This window comes from Streptomyces sp. NPDC054783 (assembly GCF_053611725.1).
Genome location: NZ_JBSHAY010000022.1, coordinates 1 through 17,390, shown reverse-complemented (window position 1 = coordinate 17,390; position 17,390 = coordinate 1). Strand labels below are relative to the sequence as shown.

Here is a 17,390-nt window from a genome sequence, read left to right as displayed (position 1 = left end):
GCCACACCTCACGTAGTAGACCGGCGCCGCCGAGCCCCCGGCCGCCGCTCGCTCGGCCGGGTCACCGGATCCCCGTTCTCCGCTGCAGCAGCCCGCCGCTTCAGCCCGAAGTCGGCGAGCGCCTCCGCCAGCTTGTGGACGGACGGCTCCGGGGCCATGACGTCCACCCGCAGGCCATGCTCCTCGGCCGTCTTCGCCGTAGCCGGGCCGATGCAGGCGATCACCGTCACGTTGTGCGGCTTGCCCGCGATACCGACCAGGTTCCGGACCGTCGACGAGGACGTGAAGAGGACCGCGTCGAAGCCGCCGCCCTTGATCGCCTCGCGGGTCTCGGCCGGCGGCGGCGAGGCGCGGACGGTCCGGTAGGCGGTGACGTCGTCCACCTCCCAGCCGAGCTCGATCAGACCGGCGACAAGCGTCTCCGTCGCGATGTCGGCACGGGGCAGGAAAACCCTGTCGATCGGGTCGAACACCGGGTCGTACGGCGGCCAGTCCTCCAGGAGGCCCGCCGCCGACTGCTCACCGCTCGGCACCAGGTCCGGCTTCACGCCGAAGGCGACCAGCGCCCTGGCCGTCTGCTCGCCCACCGCGGCCACCTTGATGCCCGCGAAGGCACGCGCGTCGAGGCCGTACTCCTCGAACTTCTCCCGTACCGCCTTCACCGCGTTGACCGACGTGAAGGCGATCCACTCGTAGCGGCCGGTGACCAGGCCCTTGACCGCCCGCTCCATCTGCTGGGGCGTGCGCGGCGGCTCGACCGCGATCGTCGGGACCTCGTGCGGCACGGCGCCGTAGGACCGAAGCTGGTCGGAGAGCGACGCCGCCTGCTCCTTCGTACGCGGCACGAGCACCTTCCAGCCGAACAGCGGCTTGGACTCGAACCACGACAGCTGGTCGCGCCGGGCGGCGGCGGAACGCTCGCCGACCACGGCTATCACCGGCCGGCCGCCGTCCGGGGACGGCAGCACCTTCGCCTGCTTCAGGGTCTGCGCGATCGTACCGAGCGTCGCCGTCCAGGTGCGCTGACGGGTCGTCGTACCGGCGATCGTGACGGACAGGGGGGTGTCCGGCTTGCGGCCCGCCGCGACCAACTCGCCCGCCGCCGCGGCGACCGAGTCCAGGGTCGTGGAGACGACGACCGTGCCGTCCGAGGCGCCGACCTCCGTCCAGCAACGCTCCGACGCGGTACGGGCATCCACGAAGCGGACGTCCGCGCCCTCGGCGTCCCGCAGCGGCACACCGGCGTACGCGGGCACGCCGACCGCCGCCGCGACTCCCGGGACCACCTCGAAGGGCACCCCGGCGGAGGCGCAGGCGAGCATTTCCTCGGCCGCGTACGTATCAAGTCCCGGGTCCCCGGACACCGCACGGACGACCCGCCTGCCGCCCCGCGCAGCCTCCATGACAAGATGAGCGGCATCCCGGGCAGCAGCCGGGGCAGCGGCGGGTGTTGACGTGCCGTCAACGACCGTCAGCTGGGGCGTGCCCGTGCCCGGCGGCGAGACCGAAGAGGGATCGGCGTCCGTCTGCACGACGGAGACGCCCTGTCGGGCGTGCGTCCGGATCACGTCGAGCACCTCGTGCTCGGCGATCAGGACGTCCGCGTTCGACAGCGCCTCCACGGCGCGCAGAGTCAGCAGTCCCGGATCTCCGGGTCCGGCACCGAGGAAGGTGACGTGCCCGTGTTCAGGACCGGCGGCAGGAAGGGCGGTGGGGCTCAATGTGCTCGCTCCCCCATCAGACCGGCCGCGCCCTGGGCGAGCATCTCGGTGGCGAGTTCGCGACCGAGTGCCAGCGCCTGGTCGTGCGTCTGGGGCACGGGACCGGTGGTGGACAGCTGCACCGTGCGGGTGCCGTCGGGCGTGCCGACGACGCCGCGCAGGCGCATTTCCTTGACAATCTGCCCGTCGGCCAGAAGGTCGGCCAGCGCGCCCACGGGGGCGCTGCAACCGGCCTCCAGGGCGGCGAGCAGTGACCGTTCGGCGGTCACGGCGGCCCGCGTGAACGGGTCGTCGAGCTCGCCGAGTGCCGCGATCAGGTCCGCGTTGTCCGCGGCGCACTCGATCGCCAGGGCCCCCTGGCCGGGGGCGGGCAAAACCGTGTCGACCGACAGGAAGTCGGTCACCTCGTCGATCCGGCCTATCCGGTTCAGTCCGGCGGCGGCCAGCACGACGGCGTCGAGTTCGCCGTCCTGGACGTACCGGATCCGGGTGTCGACGTTGCCGCGTATCGCGACCGTCTGTATGTCCAGGCCGTGGGCGCGGGCGTACGCGTTCAGCTGCGCCATGCGGCGCGGCGCGCCGGTGCCGATGCGCGCCCCGCGCGGCAGGTCCGTGAACTTCAGCGCGTCCCGGGCGACGATCACGTCGCGCGGGTCCTCGCGCACCGGTACGGCGGCCAGGACCAGGTCCTCGGGCTGCGCGGTCGGCAGGTCCTTGAGCGAATGAACCGCGAAGTCGACCTCGCCCTTCAGCAGCGCGTCGCGCAGCGCCGTGACGAACACGCCGGTGCCGCCGATCTGCGCGAGTGCCTCGCGGGAGACATCGCCGTACGTGGTGATCTCGACCAGCTCGACGGGCCGCCCGGTCACCCGGCGGACGGCCTCCGCCACCTGCCCGGACTGGGCCATGGCGAGTTTGCTGCGCCTGGTCCCCAGCCTCAGTGCCTTCTCAGTCATGCCGGTCGGTCCTTCTTGTCTGTGCTGTCCCCGGCCCGGGAGACGGAGGCGACCGTCTCGGGGTCGAGGTCGAACAGGGTGCGCAGCGCGTCCGCGTACCCGGCGCCGCCGGGCTCGGCCGCGAGCTGCTTGACCCGTACGGTCGGCGCGTGCAGCAGCTTGTCGACGACCCGGTGCACGGCCTGCCGGATCTCCCCGCGCTGGCGTTCGTCCAGGTCGGGCAGACGGCCGTCGAGCCGCGCGATCTCACTGGCGACGACGTCGGCGGCCATGGCGCGCAGCGCGACCACGGTCGGCGTGATGTGCGCCGCCCGCTGCGCCGCCCCGAAGGCCGCGACCTCGTCGGAGACGATACGCCGGACCTGGTCCACATCGGCGGCCATCGGCGCGTCGGCGGAAGCCTCCGCCAGCGACTCGATGTCCACGAGCCGCACCCCGGCCAGCCGGTGCACGGCCGCGTCGATGTCCCGGGGCATGGCCAGGTCGAGCAGGAAGAGGAAGGGCGCCGGACGCTCGGCCGGCGGCTCCGGTCTGCGCCGCTCGGGGATGCGGCCCACGCTCGCGGCGGTCGCGGCGAGCGCGGTGATCAGCTCGGCGTCCGCCTCGGGGCTGCGGCGGCCCGAGCGGTCGATCGTCTTGCCTGCGGCCCAGGCCGCGTGCTGCTCCAGGGTGGCCGCGTCCATGCCGGCGACGGCGGCCTCGCCCATGAGGGAGAAGCCGGGCTGTACGGCGGCCAGGTCCAGCGGGCAGTTCTCGTCGTTGCCGACGGTGCCGGCCGGCAGCGGCGCCGCCCTCTCGGCCGTGACACCGGTGTCGGCGACGGCCGGCCGGCCGGTGCGGCCCTCGACCGCCTGCGCGACCGCCTGCGCCGTGAGCACCAGGCCCGTGGCCCCGGTGCAGGAGACGACGACGTCGGCACGTGTCAGCTCGCCCGGCACGGCGTCCATCCGTACCGCGCGGGCGGTCACCGCGTTGTCGTCGGCCTCGGTGAGGATCTGCGCGAGCCGCTCGGCGCGCTCGAAGGTGCGGTTGGCGACGATAACCTCGGCGACCCCGGCCCGCGCGAGCGTGGCGGCGGCCAGCGAGGACATCGACCCGGCGCCGATGACCAGCGCCTTCTTGCCCCGGGCCCAGTCCTCGACGGCTCCGCCGACGGCCAGCTGCTCCAGGCCGAAGGTGACCAGGGACTGGCCGGCGCGGTCGATGCCGGTCTCGGAGTGGGCGCGCTTGCCGACCCGCAGACCCTGCTGGAACAGGTCGTTCGTCAGCTTGCCGGCGGTGTGCAGCTCCTGCGCCTTGGCCAGGGAGTCCTTGATCTGGCCGAGGATCTGCCCCTCGCCGACGACCATCGAGTCCAGGCCGCAGGCCACCGAGAACAGGTGGTGGATGGCCCGGTCCTCGTAGTGCACGTAGAGGTAGGGAGTGAGCTCCTCCAGGCCGACGCCGCTGTGCTGGGCGAGCAGCGTGGACAGCTCTGCCACACCGGCGTGGAACTTGTCGACGTCGGCGTACAGCTCGATGCGGTTGCAGGTGGCGAGCACCGCGGCCTCGGTGGCCGGCTCGGCGGCGACCGTGTCCTGCAACAGCTTTATCTGGGCGTCCGCGCTCAGCGCGGCCCGCTCCAGCACGCTGACCGGCGCGCTGCGGTGGCTCAGCCCGACGACGAGGAGACTCATGCCGGCATCACGGCGGGTACGTCCCCGTCGGGCCCCTGGTCGGCGGAATCGTCGGCGGCCGCGCCACGGGGAGCGGACGCGGGCAGCGCGCCCTCGCCCACCGCGGTCTCCATGGGGGACTCCTCACCGGCCTTGCGCTGCTCGTGGAAGGCGAGGATCTGGAGTTCGATCGAAAGGTCGACCTTGCGCACGTCGACGCCGTCCGGGACGGACAGCACGGTCGGCGCGAAGTTCAGGATGGAGGTCACCCCGGCGGCCACGAGCCGGTCGCAGACCTGCTGGGCGGCACCGGCGGGGGTGGCGATGACGCCGATGGACACCCCGTTGTCCTTGATGATCTTCTCGAGGTCGTCGGTGTGCTGCACCGGGATACCGGCGACGGGCTTCCCGGCCATGGCGGGGTCGGCGTCGATCAGCGCGGCGACCCGGAAACCGCGCGAGGCGAACCCGCCGTAATTGGCCAGGGCGGCGCCGAGGTTACCGATACCGACGATGACAACCGGCCAGTCCTGGGTCAGGCCGAGTTCACGGGAGATCTGGTAGACGAGATACTCCACGTCGTAGCCGACACCGCGCGTTCCGTAGGAGCCCAGGTAGGAGAAGTCCTTGCGCAGCTTGGCGGAGTTGACCCCCGCCGCGGCCGCGAGCTCCTCGGAGGAGACCGTGGGTACCGAGCGCTCCGACAGCGCGGTGAGGGCTCGGAGGTACAGCGGAAGCCTGGCGACGGTGGCCTCGGGAATCCCTCGGCCACGGGTCGCCGGTCGGTGTGTTCGGCCAGTTGCCACGGTGCTCCTGCGGGTAGAGCGGGGCTGCGGGCGGTCGTACGTCCCCAGACCGCCCCGTCGACAGCAGGCTATGTCTTTGTGAACGCGTGCACAAAGATGGTGTCCGATTTGCCCGGCAGAAGTGACCGGGGTCACGCGCCTTTCACGCCCTCGACGGGAACCGGCGCATACGCACCGACGCTCCTTCGTTACTGGGGGCAAAATCGCACACTCTCCTCACGAATCCCGCCCCCGAGATCACTCCGCCGTCGATCCTAAGCGACTTTCCGACCTGTTTGGACTACTCGGTCAGTGCCCGGCGCAGACGCTCCTCGTTCACGCGCCAGAAGGTGTGCTGTTCACCGTCGATCAGTACGACCGGGATCTGCTCCCAGTACCGGTCGTGCAGGGCCTTGTCCTCGGTGATGTCCCTCTGTTCCCAGGACACGCCCAGTTCCCCGCAGACCTTCTCGACCACGGCCTGCGCGTCGTCGCACAGATGACAGCCGGGCTTGCGGATCAGCGTGACCAGCCGGACACGGGGGTCGGCGGGGTCGGTCGGGTCTGCCTTGCGCCGGAAAAGTGGACTCATACCGGCCATTCTCGCGCGTGCCGCGCACGCTTCGGATCAGGTCTTTAACGGCCCGGTCGCGGAGAGTTCACACACACCCAACCTCTCTTCCGACGGAAGCACCGAACAGACTGGCTATGCTCACGACATGGCCGCTCTTGGATGGCTCACTCCCCGTAGGCGCTCCGCCACGGCGCGCAGCGTGTTGGCAGGCGAGGCCTCGGCGGAGGCTGCCCGCAAGTCCTCGCAGGAGGCGCAGGAAACTCCGCAGGTCACCCACAGGGAACCGGAGTTCCCCGTCATCGGCGACGAGAAGGCGGCTGCCTTCTTCGACCTCGACAACACCGTCATGCAGGGCGCCGCGCTGTTCCACTTCGGCCGGGGCCTGTACAAGCGGAAGTTCTTCGAGACGCGCGACCTCGCCAAGTTCGCCTGGCAGCAGGCCTGGTTCCGGCTGGCCGGCGTCGAGGACCCCGAGCACATGCAGGACGCGCGCGACTCGGCGCTGTCGATCGTCAAGGGCCACCGGGTCGCCGAGCTGGAGTCGATCGGCGAGGAGATCTACGACGAGTACATGGCCGACCGCATCTGGCCCGGCACCCGCGCCCTGGCCCAGGCCCACCTGGACGCCGGGCAGAAGGTGTGGCTGGTCACGGCGGCCCCGGTGGAGATCGCCCAGGTGATCGCCCGCCGCCTGGGCCTCACCGGCGCGCTCGGCACGGTGGCCGAGTCGGTGGACGGCGTCTACACCGGCAAGCTGGTCGGCGAGCCGCTGCACGGGCCGGCGAAGGCGGAAGCGGTACGCGCGCTGGCCTCGGCCGAGGGCCTGGACCTCTCCCGCTGCGCCGCCTACAGCGACAGCCACAACGACATCCCGATGCTGTCCCTGGTCGGCCACCCCTACGCCATCAACCCCGACGCCAAGCTGCGCAGGCACGCCCGCGAGAAGGACTGGCGCCTGCGCGACTACCGCACGGGCCGGAAGGCGGCGAAGGTCGGCATTCCGGCGGCGGCGGGCGTCGGAGCGGTCGCCGGTGGCACTGCGGCGGCGATCGCTTTGAGCCGACGGCGGCGGTAGCCCGGCGCTGGTCGCGCCCACGCGGCGGAGCCGCATGTCGACGCAGCCCCGCGCCCCTTTGGGGCACTTCCCCGCGCGCCTGGATTATGCCGCGGCCATTTCAACACGCCCTGTACCTCACCGAAACCGGCCAGATTTCGGTCAACAAGTGATCAGACTGCGGCACTTGATAGGACGTCAATCAGTAACAGAAGCGACGCAATCGATGATTTGAGCAACTCGGTGTAGCAGTGCCTGCACGAAGCGTTATTCTCCTCAGACGCAAACCGGTACCTCTCCGTCGCTACGACGAGTGAATGGTTCCGTACTGCACGTGATGGAAGCTCTGCCTCTGGGAGTCCCGTGTACCCACACGTCGGGGTTGACGCCTCGGGCCTGGCTACGCTGCGCGCAATGGTCGCGACGGTCAAAGTGACGCTGCGCGGCCTCGTCCCCACCGCGTACGCCGTCCCCGCCCTCGCCGGCGCCGCGCCCGTGGGCCCGTGCTACGCACTGGCCGACGGCGGCGCCGCGGTCGGCAGACGAGGGCGCTCCGCCGGGGGCGCCGCCACCGCCCGCCGCCCGGCCGCCGACAGCGACAGCGCCCGGATGATGGACCTGGTCGAGCGTGCCCAGGCGGGCGAGGCCGAGGCCTTCGGCCGACTGTACGACCAGTACAGCGACACGGTGTATCGGTACATCTACTACCGCGTCGGCGGCCGCGCGACCGCCGAGGACCTGACGAGCGAGACCTTTCTGCGGGCCCTGCGCCGGATCGGCACCTTCACCTGGCAGGGCCGCGACTTCGGGGCCTGGCTGGTCACGATCGCCCGTAACCTCGTCGCCGACCACTTCAAGTCCAGCCGCTTCCGCCTGGAGGTCACCACCGGCGAGATGCTCGACGCCAACGAGGTCGAGCGCTCCCCGGAGGACTCCGTCCTGGAGTCCCTGTCGAACGCCGCGCTGCTGGACGCCGTACGCCGGCTCAACCCGCAGCAGCAGGAGTGCGTGACGCTCCGCTTCCTCCAGGGCCTCTCGGTCGCCGAGACGGCCCGCGTCATGGGCAAGAACGAGGGCGCCATCAAGACCCTCCAGTACCGCGCCGTCCGCACGCTCGCCCGTCTCCTGCCGGACGACGCGCGCTGAGCGCGGCGACTCTCGGCAACACTCAACTCACGTTCCGTGAACGCCCGTTGCCGTTCCGATCCGGGCATCCGCCGTCCGTAACCCAAGTGCCGCGCCAGTCGTTGTGCGGGATACAGGCTCCCTGTGGTCACGTCCTGGCCGACCCTGATCGCTCGATCGTGTGAAGTGGTCGCAGGCGTGCAACCCTCAGGACCCCCTGGGGAGTCGACCGTCATGACGAGAGGAGGTGCCGCCAGTGATCGCGAACGTATCGGCGCACCGGCGGGCGAACGCCTTCGCCCAGGCCCTGGAAGAGCAGTCCGACCGGGACACGGCGGCCGAGCAGTCCGTAGGCACGGCGGGTTCCCCGCCGACCGCCGAGGAACAGACCGAGCGGGGCGAGCTGCTGGCCCTGGCAGTGGGCCTCGGCGCACTGCCCAAGCCGCAGCTCGACCCCGAGGTCAAGGTCGTGCAGCGCGCCCAGTTGGTGGCCGCGATGGAGGCCATGCTCAAGGAGGGCACGGGGGCGGCGGACGCGTCGGTACCGGAACAGCGCGCGTCCCGGTCACGGGGCGCGCACCGGGCGAGCCCGCTGGGCAAACTCCGCCCGCGTTCCCGGCTGACCAAGGGGCTCGCGGCGGGCGGACTCAGCGTGGGCGTGGCCGCGGGAGCCTTCGGCGGGGTCGCCGCCGCCAGCTCGAGCGCCCTGCCCGGTGACTCCCTCTACGGCCTCAAACGCGGCATCGAGGACTTCAAGCTCAACTACCTGACCAACGGCGACGACCAGCGCGGCCAGACCTACCTCGACCAGGCCTCCACCCGGCTCAACGAGGCCCGCCGGCTGATGGAGCGCGGCCGCGGCGGCCACCTCGACCACGAGTCCATCAGCGAGATCCGCCGCACGCTCTCCGGCATGCAGCAGGACGTCAGCGAGGGCCACCGCCTGCTGCACGAGGCCTACGAGGCGAACCCCGACCACCTGGGACCCATCCAGGCCCTGTCCACCTTCTCCCGCTCCCACCGGGAGGCGTGGACCGCGCTCAGCGACAGGCTGCCCGTACAGCTCGGTGACGTCAAAGAGCAGGTGTCGTCGGTGTTCGACGCCATAGACCAAGAGGTCGCCCCGCTGCAGTCCCTGCTCCCGCGGTCGCCCGGCCAGGGCGGCGACGGCAAGCGGCAGGGCTCCGGCTCGGCATCCACCGGCTCCTCCGGCGGCCACCGGTCGACGGCACCCAGTTCCTCCGGCACCACCCCGTCCTCCGGCAAGCACGCACGCTCCGGCGACCCGAGCGGATCGGCCACCAACAGCAGCGGCGAGGGCCTGCTCGGCGGGTCCACGGGCGGCCTGCTGGAGCCGCCGAAGACCGGCACCGGCAGCAGCACCCCGTCCACCAGCAAATCCCCGGCAACGCCCCCCGCCGTCACTCTCCCGCCGCTCCTCCCCGGCCTCCTTCCGGGCCTGGGCATCGAAGGCGAGGACACGCACTAGCGGCGGTACGACCACGCCAGTGGCCTACGACAGTGGGGGCGCCCTTTCCGAGCAGGGCGCCCCCACTCGGCTTTCTCAGAAGAGCAGATCAGAAGAGCAGATCAGCAGAACACCGGTCAGAAGAACACCGACCGGCGCTGCACCAGCAGCTTGTACAGCGTGTGCTGGATCTGCTCGCGCACCTGGTCGGTCAGGTTGAACATCAGCATCGGATCCTCGGCCGCCTCCGCCGGATACCCGTCCGTCGGAATCGGCTCCCCGAACTGGATCGTCCACTTCGTCGGCAACGGAACCGCACCGAGCGGCCCCAGCCACGGAAACGTCGGCGTCAGCGGGAAGTACGGAAAACCCAGCACCCGCGCCAACGTCTTCGCGTTGCCGATCATCGGGTAGATCTCCTCCGCCCCCACGATCGAGCACGGAATGATCGGAGCTCCCTGCCGCAGCGCGGTCGACACAAAGCCGCCCCGCCCGAACCGCTGCAGCTTGTACCGCTCGCTGAAAGGTTTCCCGATGCCCTTGAAGCCCTCCGGCATCACCCCGACCAGCTCACCCTGAGCCAGCAGCCGCTCGGCGTCCTCCGCGCAGGCCAGGGTGTGCCCCAGCTTGCGGGCCAGCTCGTTGACCACCGGCAGCACGAAGACCAAGTCGGCCGCCAGCAGCCGCAGATGGCGGTCGGCCGGGTGGCGGTCGTGCACGGCGACCTGCATCATCAGCCCGTCCAGCGGCAGCGTCCCGGAGTGGTTGGCGACGATCAGCGCACCGCCCTTCGCCGGGATGTTCTCGATGCCCTTCACCTCGACCCGGAAGTACTTCTCGTACACCGGCCGCAGCAGCGACATCAGGACCTGGTCGGTCAGCTCCTCGTCGTAACCGAAGTCGTCGACGTCGTAGTCCCCGGTCAGCCGGCGCCGCAGAAAGGCCAGCCCGGCCGCCACACGCCGCTCCAGGCCGCTGCCTGGCCCGTCGGCACCCGACGACCGCTCCTGCGGCTGCTCCGGCTTCTTCTCACGGCTCACAGGCCCATCTTCCCGTGCCCGGCCCCGGCCCGGCAGCGGCTGGACCTCACCCATCTCCCCGGTCCCGGTCCCTGACTCGGCGTGGGCGCCGCGCCGGCTGCCCGTGCCGCGGCGCCGCGCCGGGCGCTGTGCGGCGCTCCCGCGGGACCGGTCGTCGTCGAACGGAATGACCTTGGCGTCCGCCATCGTTGCCGCTCTCCTCAGTCGGTGCTGTCGGCGCTGTGCGTCGTGGGCCTGCCGCCGCCCCTCACGGCGAGCGCGGCGACCCGGTCGACGGCCCCCGCGAGAGCCTCCGGCGGCACCAGTCCGGGACCCTGGCCGCGCGCGAAGTCCGCGAAGGTCTCCGCCGTCGTGTACCTGGGCGTGTAGCCCAGCGTCTCGCGCATCTGGACGGTGTCCACCACCCGCCCGTGCGTGAGCAGCCGGATCTGCTCCGGCGAGAAGTCCGTCATACCGAGCGTACGCACCAGCGAACCCGCCCAGGTGACCGCGGGGAGCAGCAGCGGCACGGTCGGCCGCCCGAGCCGCCGGGAGCACTGCGAGAGCAGCAGCACACCGTCCCCGGCGATGTTGAACGTGCCGCTGTTGAGGGTGCCCCTGCGCGGCTCGTGGGAGGCGATCCTGAGCACCTCGACGACGTCGTCCTCGTGCACGAACTGCAGCCGCGGGTCGTAACCGAACACGGTCGGCAGGACGGGCAGCGCGAAGTAGGAGGCGAGCGGGGTGTCGGCGGCCGGCCCCAGGATGTTGGCGAACCGCAGCACGCACACGGCGACGTCCGGCCGCCGCCGGGCGAACCCGCGCACATACCCCTCGACCTCGACGGCGTCCTTGGCGAAGCCGCCGCTCGGCAGGGACTTCGGCGGGGTCGTCTCGGTGAACACGGCCGGATCGCGCGGCGCGGAGCCGTACACGTTCGTGCTGGACTTCACCACCAGCCGCTTCACGGTCGGCGACTTCTGGCAGGCGCCGAGCAGCTGCATGGTGCCGATGACGTTGGTCTCCTTGACCGTGGCCCGGTTGCCGCTGCCCAGCGCCGTGCCGGTCACGTCCATGTGGACGACCGTGTCGGCGCCGGTCTCGGCGAGCACCCGTGCGATCGTCGCCTGCCGGATGTCGGCCTGGATGAAGTCCGCGCCGCCCAGACGGTGCGCCGGCGGCACCGCGTCCACGGCGATCACCCGGTCGACCTCGGGATCCCGCTGGATCCGCCGTACGAACCGGCCGCCCAGTTGCCGGGCCGCTCCGGTGACGAGCACGACCTTCCCCAAGATCAGCGCCTTCCCTCGTACGTGATGCGTACGGCCAACCTAGCGGGTCGATGTTGCGCTGTGATGACCGCCCGATGCACGAAGTGACGGAAATTCACTCATCGGAATATGCCAGGTCGCCGCAAACGCCTGTGGCCCCCCATCAGTATCGATGGGAGGCCACAGATCCGCGCTGACACGCTCTCGCGGCGCCGCTTACTTCTTGTTGCGGCGCTGAACGCGCGTGCGCTTGAGCAGCTTGCGGTGCTTCTTCTTGGCCATCCGCTTGCGCCGCTTCTTGATAACAGAGCCCACGACTACCCTCGCTCACTTCTCATCACTCGGTTGTTTGGGCGCCATGGGCCCACACGACCTACGAGGGGCTAGCCTACCCAACCGAGCGCCAAGGTCGTAATCGAGGGGGGTGCCCCGGGTCACCCCGGGGTCACCCTGGAGTTGCCGTCAGGCCGTCTCCACCCCCACATAGCTGTCACGGAGGTACTCGTGTACCGCTTGCTCCGGGACACGGAACGACCGCCCGACCCGGATAGCGGGCAGATGACCGCTGTGCACCAGGCGGTACACGGTCATCTTCGACACTCGCATCACCGAGGCGACCTCCGCCACGGTAAGGAACACGACCTCGTTCAGAGGCCTCTCGTCAGCTGCAGCCATGACACACCTGAACCTTCCGCACTCGACGGCCACCGGCTTCCCCTTCCGGTGACTCTTCGTCGTTGCGTGCTCACTCCCCAATGTAGGGGCGGGTGATGCAAGTGGGGAAGAGGTGCACCCATCGCAGGCCTACTGTGACAGACATGCTCGTTTGAGTACGTAGCGGGTGAGCGGCCGGTAGTGATCAGACGGCCCGGCGTCCTCAACCGGAACGGCGACGGACACGCGCCCCTCCGCCTCCCCCACGAACAGCGCCGGATCGTCGGTGTCGGCCAGACCGATGGCCTCGAACCCCAGCTGACCAGCGCCGCAGACCCACCCGTGGTCCCCCACGACCAACTCGGGCATCGGCCCTCCACCCTCCGCCGCGGCCTCCAGCGCGACCCGAACCGGCAGCGGCGAATGACTGTGCACGCCGGGCTCACAACCGGGGCGCCCACCGTCGGTTTCCCGCACCAACCCGACCCCTCGTGCGTAGTCCACTGCACACGTACGTAGACCGAACCGGGTCAATATGTCGACACAGCGACCCTGCGCGGGAGTGAGCACGTCACACCCCGCCGCCGAGAGTGCGTCCGCCAAGCCGGCGTAGAACCCGAGCAGCCGCTGCGGATGCCCGGTCCCGAACAACACGGGCGCACCGCGCCTGGCCGCCTCCCGGATCCGCCCCGCAAAGACGTCCAACGCGGCCAGCGTGCGCTCCGGATCGATCACGTCCGGCCCCGAAGTGTGCCGGGGATCGGCCGAAACCCCGCACTTCTCCGCCATCAGCCCCAGCAACTCCGGCTGCCCCCAGGCACCATCGGGATCGATCCCGATCAGCACCCGGGGATCCCGGGCCGCGAACAGCCGATAACTCCGCAGACTGTCCTCCCGGGAGGTCCCCACCTCCCCGGCAAACCGAACAGCCAGCAGATGCGCGCGCAGAGCTCCGCTGGTCGACATGGGTGCGATGGTGACGCATGGGGGCGACAGAGGGGGTGCAAACCGGGGAAGTGTGCACGGTTGGCGTAATGCGGGACGAAGGCGACGGGTGCCTTCTCGGCCACCTGAGCCTCTCGGGCCCGCTCTCGGTTTCAGGGGAGCAACCCGCGCAACGGGAACACCGCCCGACGAGTGGCCCGTACGGCCTGGTCCAGGCGGTCTGCTGGGTCGTAACCCGACTCCCACGACGCCCAACTCACCGGCCACCGCCCATCGGTCATCCGCTGCGGACCGAACTGCCGGGTCCGAGCGAACACCTCCTGCCGCCACGCCTCGGGGATCGCCGCCTCCGGTGCCACCGGCCGCCCCGCCGCGATCCCCACCAGATGCGTCCACGACCGCGGCACGACGTCGACCACCGCGTACCCGCCGCCGCCGAGCGCGACCCACTTCCCCCCGGCGTACTCGTGCGCCAGCTCATGACACGCCACCTGCACGGCCCGCTGCGCGTCCAGCGACACCGCAAGGTGCGCGAGCGGATCCTCGAAGTGCGTATCCGCCCCGTGCTGCGACACGAGCACCTGCGGCCGGAACTCCGCGAGCAGCTCCGGCACCACAGCGTGGAACGCCCGCACCCACCCCGCGTCCCCCGTCCCCGCAGGCAGCGCCACGTTCACCGCGGCGCCCTCCCCCGCCCCGGCCCCGGTCTCCTCCGGCCACCCGGTCTGCGGGAACAACGTACGGGGATGCTCGTGCAGCGAGATCGTCAGAACCCGCGGGTCCTCCCAGAACGCCGCCTGCACCCCGTCCCCGTGATGCACGTCGACATCCACGTAGGCGACTCGCTCGGCCCCCAGTTCCAGCAACCGGGCGATGGCCAGCGAGGCGTCGTTGTAGACGCAGAACCCCGACGCGCCCCCGGGCATCGCGTGATGCAGTCCGCCGGCGAAATTCACGGCGTGCTCGGCCTCCCCCCGCCACACCGCCTCCGCCGCACCCACCGACTGCCCGGCGATCAGCGCGGACACCTCGTGCATGCCCGCGAACGCGGGATCGTCGAGGGTCCCGAGCCCGTACGACAGGTCCGCCGCCGCCGGATCGGCCGACGCGGCCTTCACGGCGTCGATGTAGTCCTGCCGATGGACCAGCCGCAGCGTCGACTCCCCGGCCGGTTTGGCCGCGACGACCTCCATCTCCCGGTCGAGCCCGAAGGCACCCACCAGCTTCCGGGTCAGTGCCAGCCGGACCGGATCCATCGGATGGTCCGGGCCGAAGTCATAGCCCGTTACTGCCTCGTCCCACATCAGCTGTGCGCGGCCGCTCATGACCGCCACCGTATCGGTCCGGTTGAGCAGCGAACGACCTGGCGTACACCAGCGTCACCAGCACCAACACCATCGGCACGAGCATGGCGCCCCGATAGCTCCAGGCACCGCCCAGAGCACCCACCAACGGCGAACCGATCAGAAAGCCCACGTAATTGAAGATGTTGAGCCGGGCGATGGCCGCATCCGAAGCCCCGGGGAACAGCCGCCCCGCCGCCGCGAACGTCTGCGGCACCAGCACGCACAACCCCAGACCCAGCAGCGTGAACCCGAGCATCCCCACCCACGCCCCGGGCGCCGAGGCCACCACCGCGAACCCACCGGCCGCCACCAGCGTCCCGAGCCGCACGACCGCCACGGCCCCGAACCGCCGCACCCCGAAGTCCCCGATGGCCCGCCCCAGCAGCGTCGTCACCATGTACACGTTGTACGGCACCGTCGCCAGCTGCTCCGAGCTGCCCAGCACGTCCTTCAGGTACTTCGCGCTCCAGTTGGAGACGGTCGAGTCCCCGATGTAGGCGAAGGTCATCACCAGACACAGCGGCAGCAGCAGCTTGAAGACGAGGCCCCCGGCCCGGCCCTGCGCCTCCCCCACCGGCGCCGGATCGCCGTCGACGTACCACCGGCTCCCCACGAGCGTCGCCGGCAGCAGGACGGCCACCACCGGCAGGTACGACACCCACAGCGCGAGATGCCAGTGCGCCCCGACCCACGCCAGCGAGGCACCCAGGATCCCGCCCAGGCTGTACGCGGCATGGAAGCTGAGCATGATGCTGCGCCCGTACGACCGCTGCAGGCTCACCCCGAGCATGTTCATGGAGGCGTCCAGCGCGCCCACGGCCAGCCCGAACGCGCCCAGCGCCACCGCCAGCTCCGCGATGTGCCCGCCCGCCCCGGCGCCGAGCAGCGCCAGCAGGACGACCGGCTGGGACCAGCGCAGCAGCCGGCTGGGCCGTATCCGCTTCACCAGCTGCTCGGTGGTCACACTGCCGGCACCGGCGAGGATCGGTACGGCGGCCAGGAAGACCGGCAGCAGCGCGTCGGAGACGCCGTACCGGTCCTGGATGGCCGGGATCCGCGTCACCAGCAGGGCGAAGGTGGCGCCCTGAGCGAAGAAGCTGAACGCCAGCGAGGCCCTACCGCGCCGCAGCACATCAGTCATGGCGGCGAGCGTAGGGCCCCGGGCTACCTGTGGGTAGATCCAGCCAAAGATGAATTCCCTTCAGCTTTGCCGAGTGCCGCTTCGTCGAGTGGCGGCTCAGGCGACGACAGCGACTTCGGGTGTCCCGGTCCTGGCGGCCTCGACCTCGGCAGCCAGCATCTCCTCCATCGGCCCGACGGCCAGGCCACCGCTGACCACGAACCCGATCACCATCGCGCCGACGAGGAAGACGCTGCCGAGCCACACCATCGTGTCCACGGGAATGGTGTACGCACCCACAACCCGGGCGACACACTCGGCGAGCAGCACCAGCCCCCAGACAACCGAGAACGCCTTCTCCTTGCTCCGGAAGGCCGCGGACCGGACCGAAGCCCCGGAGACGAGCCGCTCCCAGGCGGCCTCCCTGGCCTCGTCGCCCTTCACCAGGAACGGCTTCATGCCCGCGGTCATCATCGGCTTGCCCAGCCAGACGGAGGCGAGGATGCCGAAGGCGACGACGCTGCTGACCCCGCTGTCCTTGGCGAGCATCAGCCGCGGGTCACCGGAGACGAAGCTCAGCAGCAACGAGACGACGTTGACGACCAGGATGAGACCGGCCAGCGCGTTCGTCCTGCGCTCCTTGACCAGGCCCCACACGGTCCGCAGCGCCGGCACCACACTGCTCCAGGCGAGCGCGGCGAAGGTGCTCATCCCGAAGGCGTCCTTGAGGAGGTAGTACGAGCCGAGCGGCACCGCCACGTCCAGGAGCAGCGGCTTGAAGTTGTCCAGCACGCTCGGGTTCTGCTTCTGCTGCTCGGTACGGCCCTGGGTCCCCGTGTTCTTCGTCATGCCCTCAGCTTCGCCGCCGCAGGAGGTCGCCCAGTAGAAACGATCGTCCGGACGTCCGCATGACAATTGTCAGCCCCGGACCGATGGCTCAGGTCATACCAGCAGGTCAGCCAACTCGCCCATGGAGGAGAACAGTTGGCCGGCGCCGGCCAGCTTCGCCGCCGGTGTCATCGCGGTGAAGCCGTAGACCGCCATCCCGGCCGCCATGGCCGCTTGGACGCCCAGCGGAGAGTCCTCCACGACCAGACACCGCTCCGGCGCCACCCCCATGCGCTCCGCGGCGTACAGGAAGAGATCGGGCGCCGGCTTCCCGCGCCCCACGTCCTCGGAGCTGAAGATCCGCTCCTCCGCGAACCACCGGCCGAGCCCGGTCGTACGGTGCCCGACCCGGATCCGCGCATGACTCCCCGAGGAGGCCACGCAGTACGGCACCCCGTCCGCGGCCAGTTTCTCCAGTACGCCGGCCACGCCCGCCACGGGCTGCAACTCCCGCTCGAACGCGGCGAACACGCGCGCGTGGAAGACGTCGTCGAAGTCGTCCGGCAGCCGCTGACCGGTCCGCTCCAGCACGAGCTCATGGATCCGGTGCATCGCCGAGCCCATGTAGTCCCGGATGGAGTCCTCGTACGACGTCGGGTGCCCCAACTCGGTCAGATAGGCGGCCAGACACCGATTGGAGATGGGCTCGCTGTCGACGAGCACGCCGTCGTTGTCGAAGATGATCAGGTCGTAGCGCATGGGCCAACCCTAAACGCAGAAAGGCCCACGCCATTCGGCGTGGGCCTTTCTCAAGAATTGTTCGGCGGTGTCCTACTCTCCCACAGGGTCCCCCCTGCAGTACCATCGGC

The 17,390-nt window shown here is 70.6% G+C and carries 17 protein-coding genes; 3 read left to right on the top strand and 14 right to left on the bottom strand.

What is annotated here, in order from left to right:
• Positions 1 to 8 precede the first annotated feature (8 nt).
• From ACWGJ5_RS30985 to ACWGJ5_RS30965, 5 genes are all read right to left on the bottom strand, one after another.
• Positions 9 to 1,721: a uroporphyrinogen-III synthase gene (locus tag ACWGJ5_RS30985; protein WP_453312943.1), complete on the bottom strand. Its 1,713-nt coding sequence runs from the start codon at positions 1,719 to 1,721 to the stop codon at positions 9 to 11.
• On the bottom strand, positions 1,718 to 2,677 hold the full coding sequence (gene hemC, locus ACWGJ5_RS30980; protein WP_453312942.1) for a hydroxymethylbilane synthase: 960 nt from the start codon (positions 2,675 to 2,677) through the stop codon (positions 1,718 to 1,720). Before hemC ends, ACWGJ5_RS30985 begins: the two co-directional genes overlap by 4 nt.
• Positions 2,674 to 4,353, bottom strand: a complete 1,680-nt coding sequence (locus ACWGJ5_RS30975; RefSeq protein ID WP_453312941.1) for a glutamyl-tRNA reductase — start codon at positions 4,351 to 4,353, stop codon at positions 2,674 to 2,676. The genes hemC and ACWGJ5_RS30975 overlap by 4 nt, the downstream gene beginning before the upstream one ends.
• Positions 4,350 to 5,138: a redox-sensing transcriptional repressor Rex gene (locus ACWGJ5_RS30970; RefSeq protein WP_453312940.1), complete on the bottom strand. Its 789-nt coding sequence runs from the start codon at positions 5,136 to 5,138 to the stop codon at positions 4,350 to 4,352. Before ACWGJ5_RS30970 ends, ACWGJ5_RS30975 begins: the two co-directional genes overlap by 4 nt.
• 280 nt (positions 5,139 to 5,418) lie before the next feature.
• Positions 5,419 to 5,718, bottom strand: a complete 300-nt coding sequence (locus ACWGJ5_RS30965; RefSeq protein WP_453312939.1) for a glutaredoxin family protein — start codon at positions 5,716 to 5,718, stop codon at positions 5,419 to 5,421.
• A gap of 118 nt (positions 5,719 to 5,836) precedes the next feature.
• Here ACWGJ5_RS30965 and ACWGJ5_RS30960 point away from each other — a divergent pair, with 118 nt between their 5' ends.
• The 3 genes from ACWGJ5_RS30960 to ACWGJ5_RS30950 all read left to right on the top strand — a co-directional run bounded on the left by ACWGJ5_RS30960 (position 5,837) and on the right by ACWGJ5_RS30950 (position 9,359).
• Positions 5,837 to 6,766, top strand: a complete 930-nt coding sequence (locus ACWGJ5_RS30960) for an HAD family hydrolase (RefSeq protein ID WP_453312938.1) — start codon at positions 5,837 to 5,839, stop codon at positions 6,764 to 6,766.
• 342 nt (positions 6,767 to 7,108) lie between these two features.
• Positions 7,109 to 7,891, top strand: coding sequence for an ECF subfamily RNA polymerase sigma factor, BldN family (locus tag ACWGJ5_RS30955; protein ID WP_453312937.1), 783 nt, complete (start codon positions 7,109 to 7,111; stop codon positions 7,889 to 7,891).
• A gap of 235 nt (positions 7,892 to 8,126) precedes the next feature.
• Positions 8,127 to 9,359 (top strand): DUF5667 domain-containing protein, encoded by a 1,233-nt coding sequence (locus ACWGJ5_RS30950; RefSeq protein ID WP_453312936.1) that lies wholly within the window; start codon positions 8,127 to 8,129, stop codon positions 9,357 to 9,359.
• A 116-nt stretch (positions 9,360 to 9,475) separates the two neighbouring features.
• Here the strand turns inward: ACWGJ5_RS30950 and ACWGJ5_RS30945 are convergent, their stop codons facing one another.
• The 9 genes from ACWGJ5_RS30945 to ACWGJ5_RS30905 form a co-directional block, all read right to left on the bottom strand.
• Entirely contained in the window at positions 9,476 to 10,564 is a 1,089-nt protein-coding gene (locus ACWGJ5_RS30945; protein WP_453312935.1) for a lysophospholipid acyltransferase family protein, read from the bottom strand.
• A gap of 14 nt (positions 10,565 to 10,578) precedes the next feature.
• Complete coding sequence (locus ACWGJ5_RS30940) at positions 10,579 to 11,649, bottom strand: NAD-dependent epimerase/dehydratase family protein (RefSeq protein ID WP_453312934.1); 1,071 nt, start codon at positions 11,647 to 11,649, stop codon at positions 10,579 to 10,581.
• 195 nt (positions 11,650 to 11,844) lie between these two features.
• Positions 11,845 to 11,943: a 30S ribosomal protein bS22 gene (locus ACWGJ5_RS30935; protein ID WP_003948845.1), complete on the bottom strand. Its 99-nt coding sequence runs from the start codon at positions 11,941 to 11,943 to the stop codon at positions 11,845 to 11,847.
• A gap of 147 nt (positions 11,944 to 12,090) precedes the next feature.
• Complete coding sequence (locus ACWGJ5_RS30930) at positions 12,091 to 12,303, bottom strand: helix-turn-helix domain-containing protein (protein WP_159045602.1); 213 nt, start codon at positions 12,301 to 12,303, stop codon at positions 12,091 to 12,093.
• Positions 12,304 to 12,432: 129 nt separating this feature from the next.
• The gene (locus ACWGJ5_RS30925) at positions 12,433 to 13,248 is read right to left on the bottom strand and encodes a phosphatase (protein ID WP_453312933.1); all 816 of its coding nucleotides are present in this window, start codon (positions 13,246 to 13,248) and stop codon (positions 12,433 to 12,435) included.
• Positions 13,249 to 13,379: 131 nt separating this feature from the next.
• Positions 13,380 to 14,552, bottom strand: coding sequence for an acetoin utilization protein AcuC (locus tag ACWGJ5_RS30920; protein WP_453312932.1), 1,173 nt, complete (start codon positions 14,550 to 14,552; stop codon positions 13,380 to 13,382).
• On the bottom strand, positions 14,503 to 15,714 hold the full coding sequence (locus tag ACWGJ5_RS30915; RefSeq protein ID WP_453312931.1) for an MFS transporter: 1,212 nt from the start codon (positions 15,712 to 15,714) through the stop codon (positions 14,503 to 14,505). The genes ACWGJ5_RS30920 and ACWGJ5_RS30915 overlap by 50 nt, the downstream gene beginning before the upstream one ends.
• A 96-nt stretch (positions 15,715 to 15,810) precedes the next feature.
• Positions 15,811 to 16,542: a VC0807 family protein gene (locus ACWGJ5_RS30910; RefSeq protein ID WP_453312930.1), complete on the bottom strand. Its 732-nt coding sequence runs from the start codon at positions 16,540 to 16,542 to the stop codon at positions 15,811 to 15,813.
• Between the two features lie 93 nt (positions 16,543 to 16,635).
• Positions 16,636 to 17,280, bottom strand: coding sequence for an HAD family hydrolase (locus ACWGJ5_RS30905; RefSeq protein WP_453312929.1), 645 nt, complete (start codon positions 17,278 to 17,280; stop codon positions 16,636 to 16,638).
• Between the last annotated feature and the right edge of the window lie 110 nt (positions 17,281 to 17,390).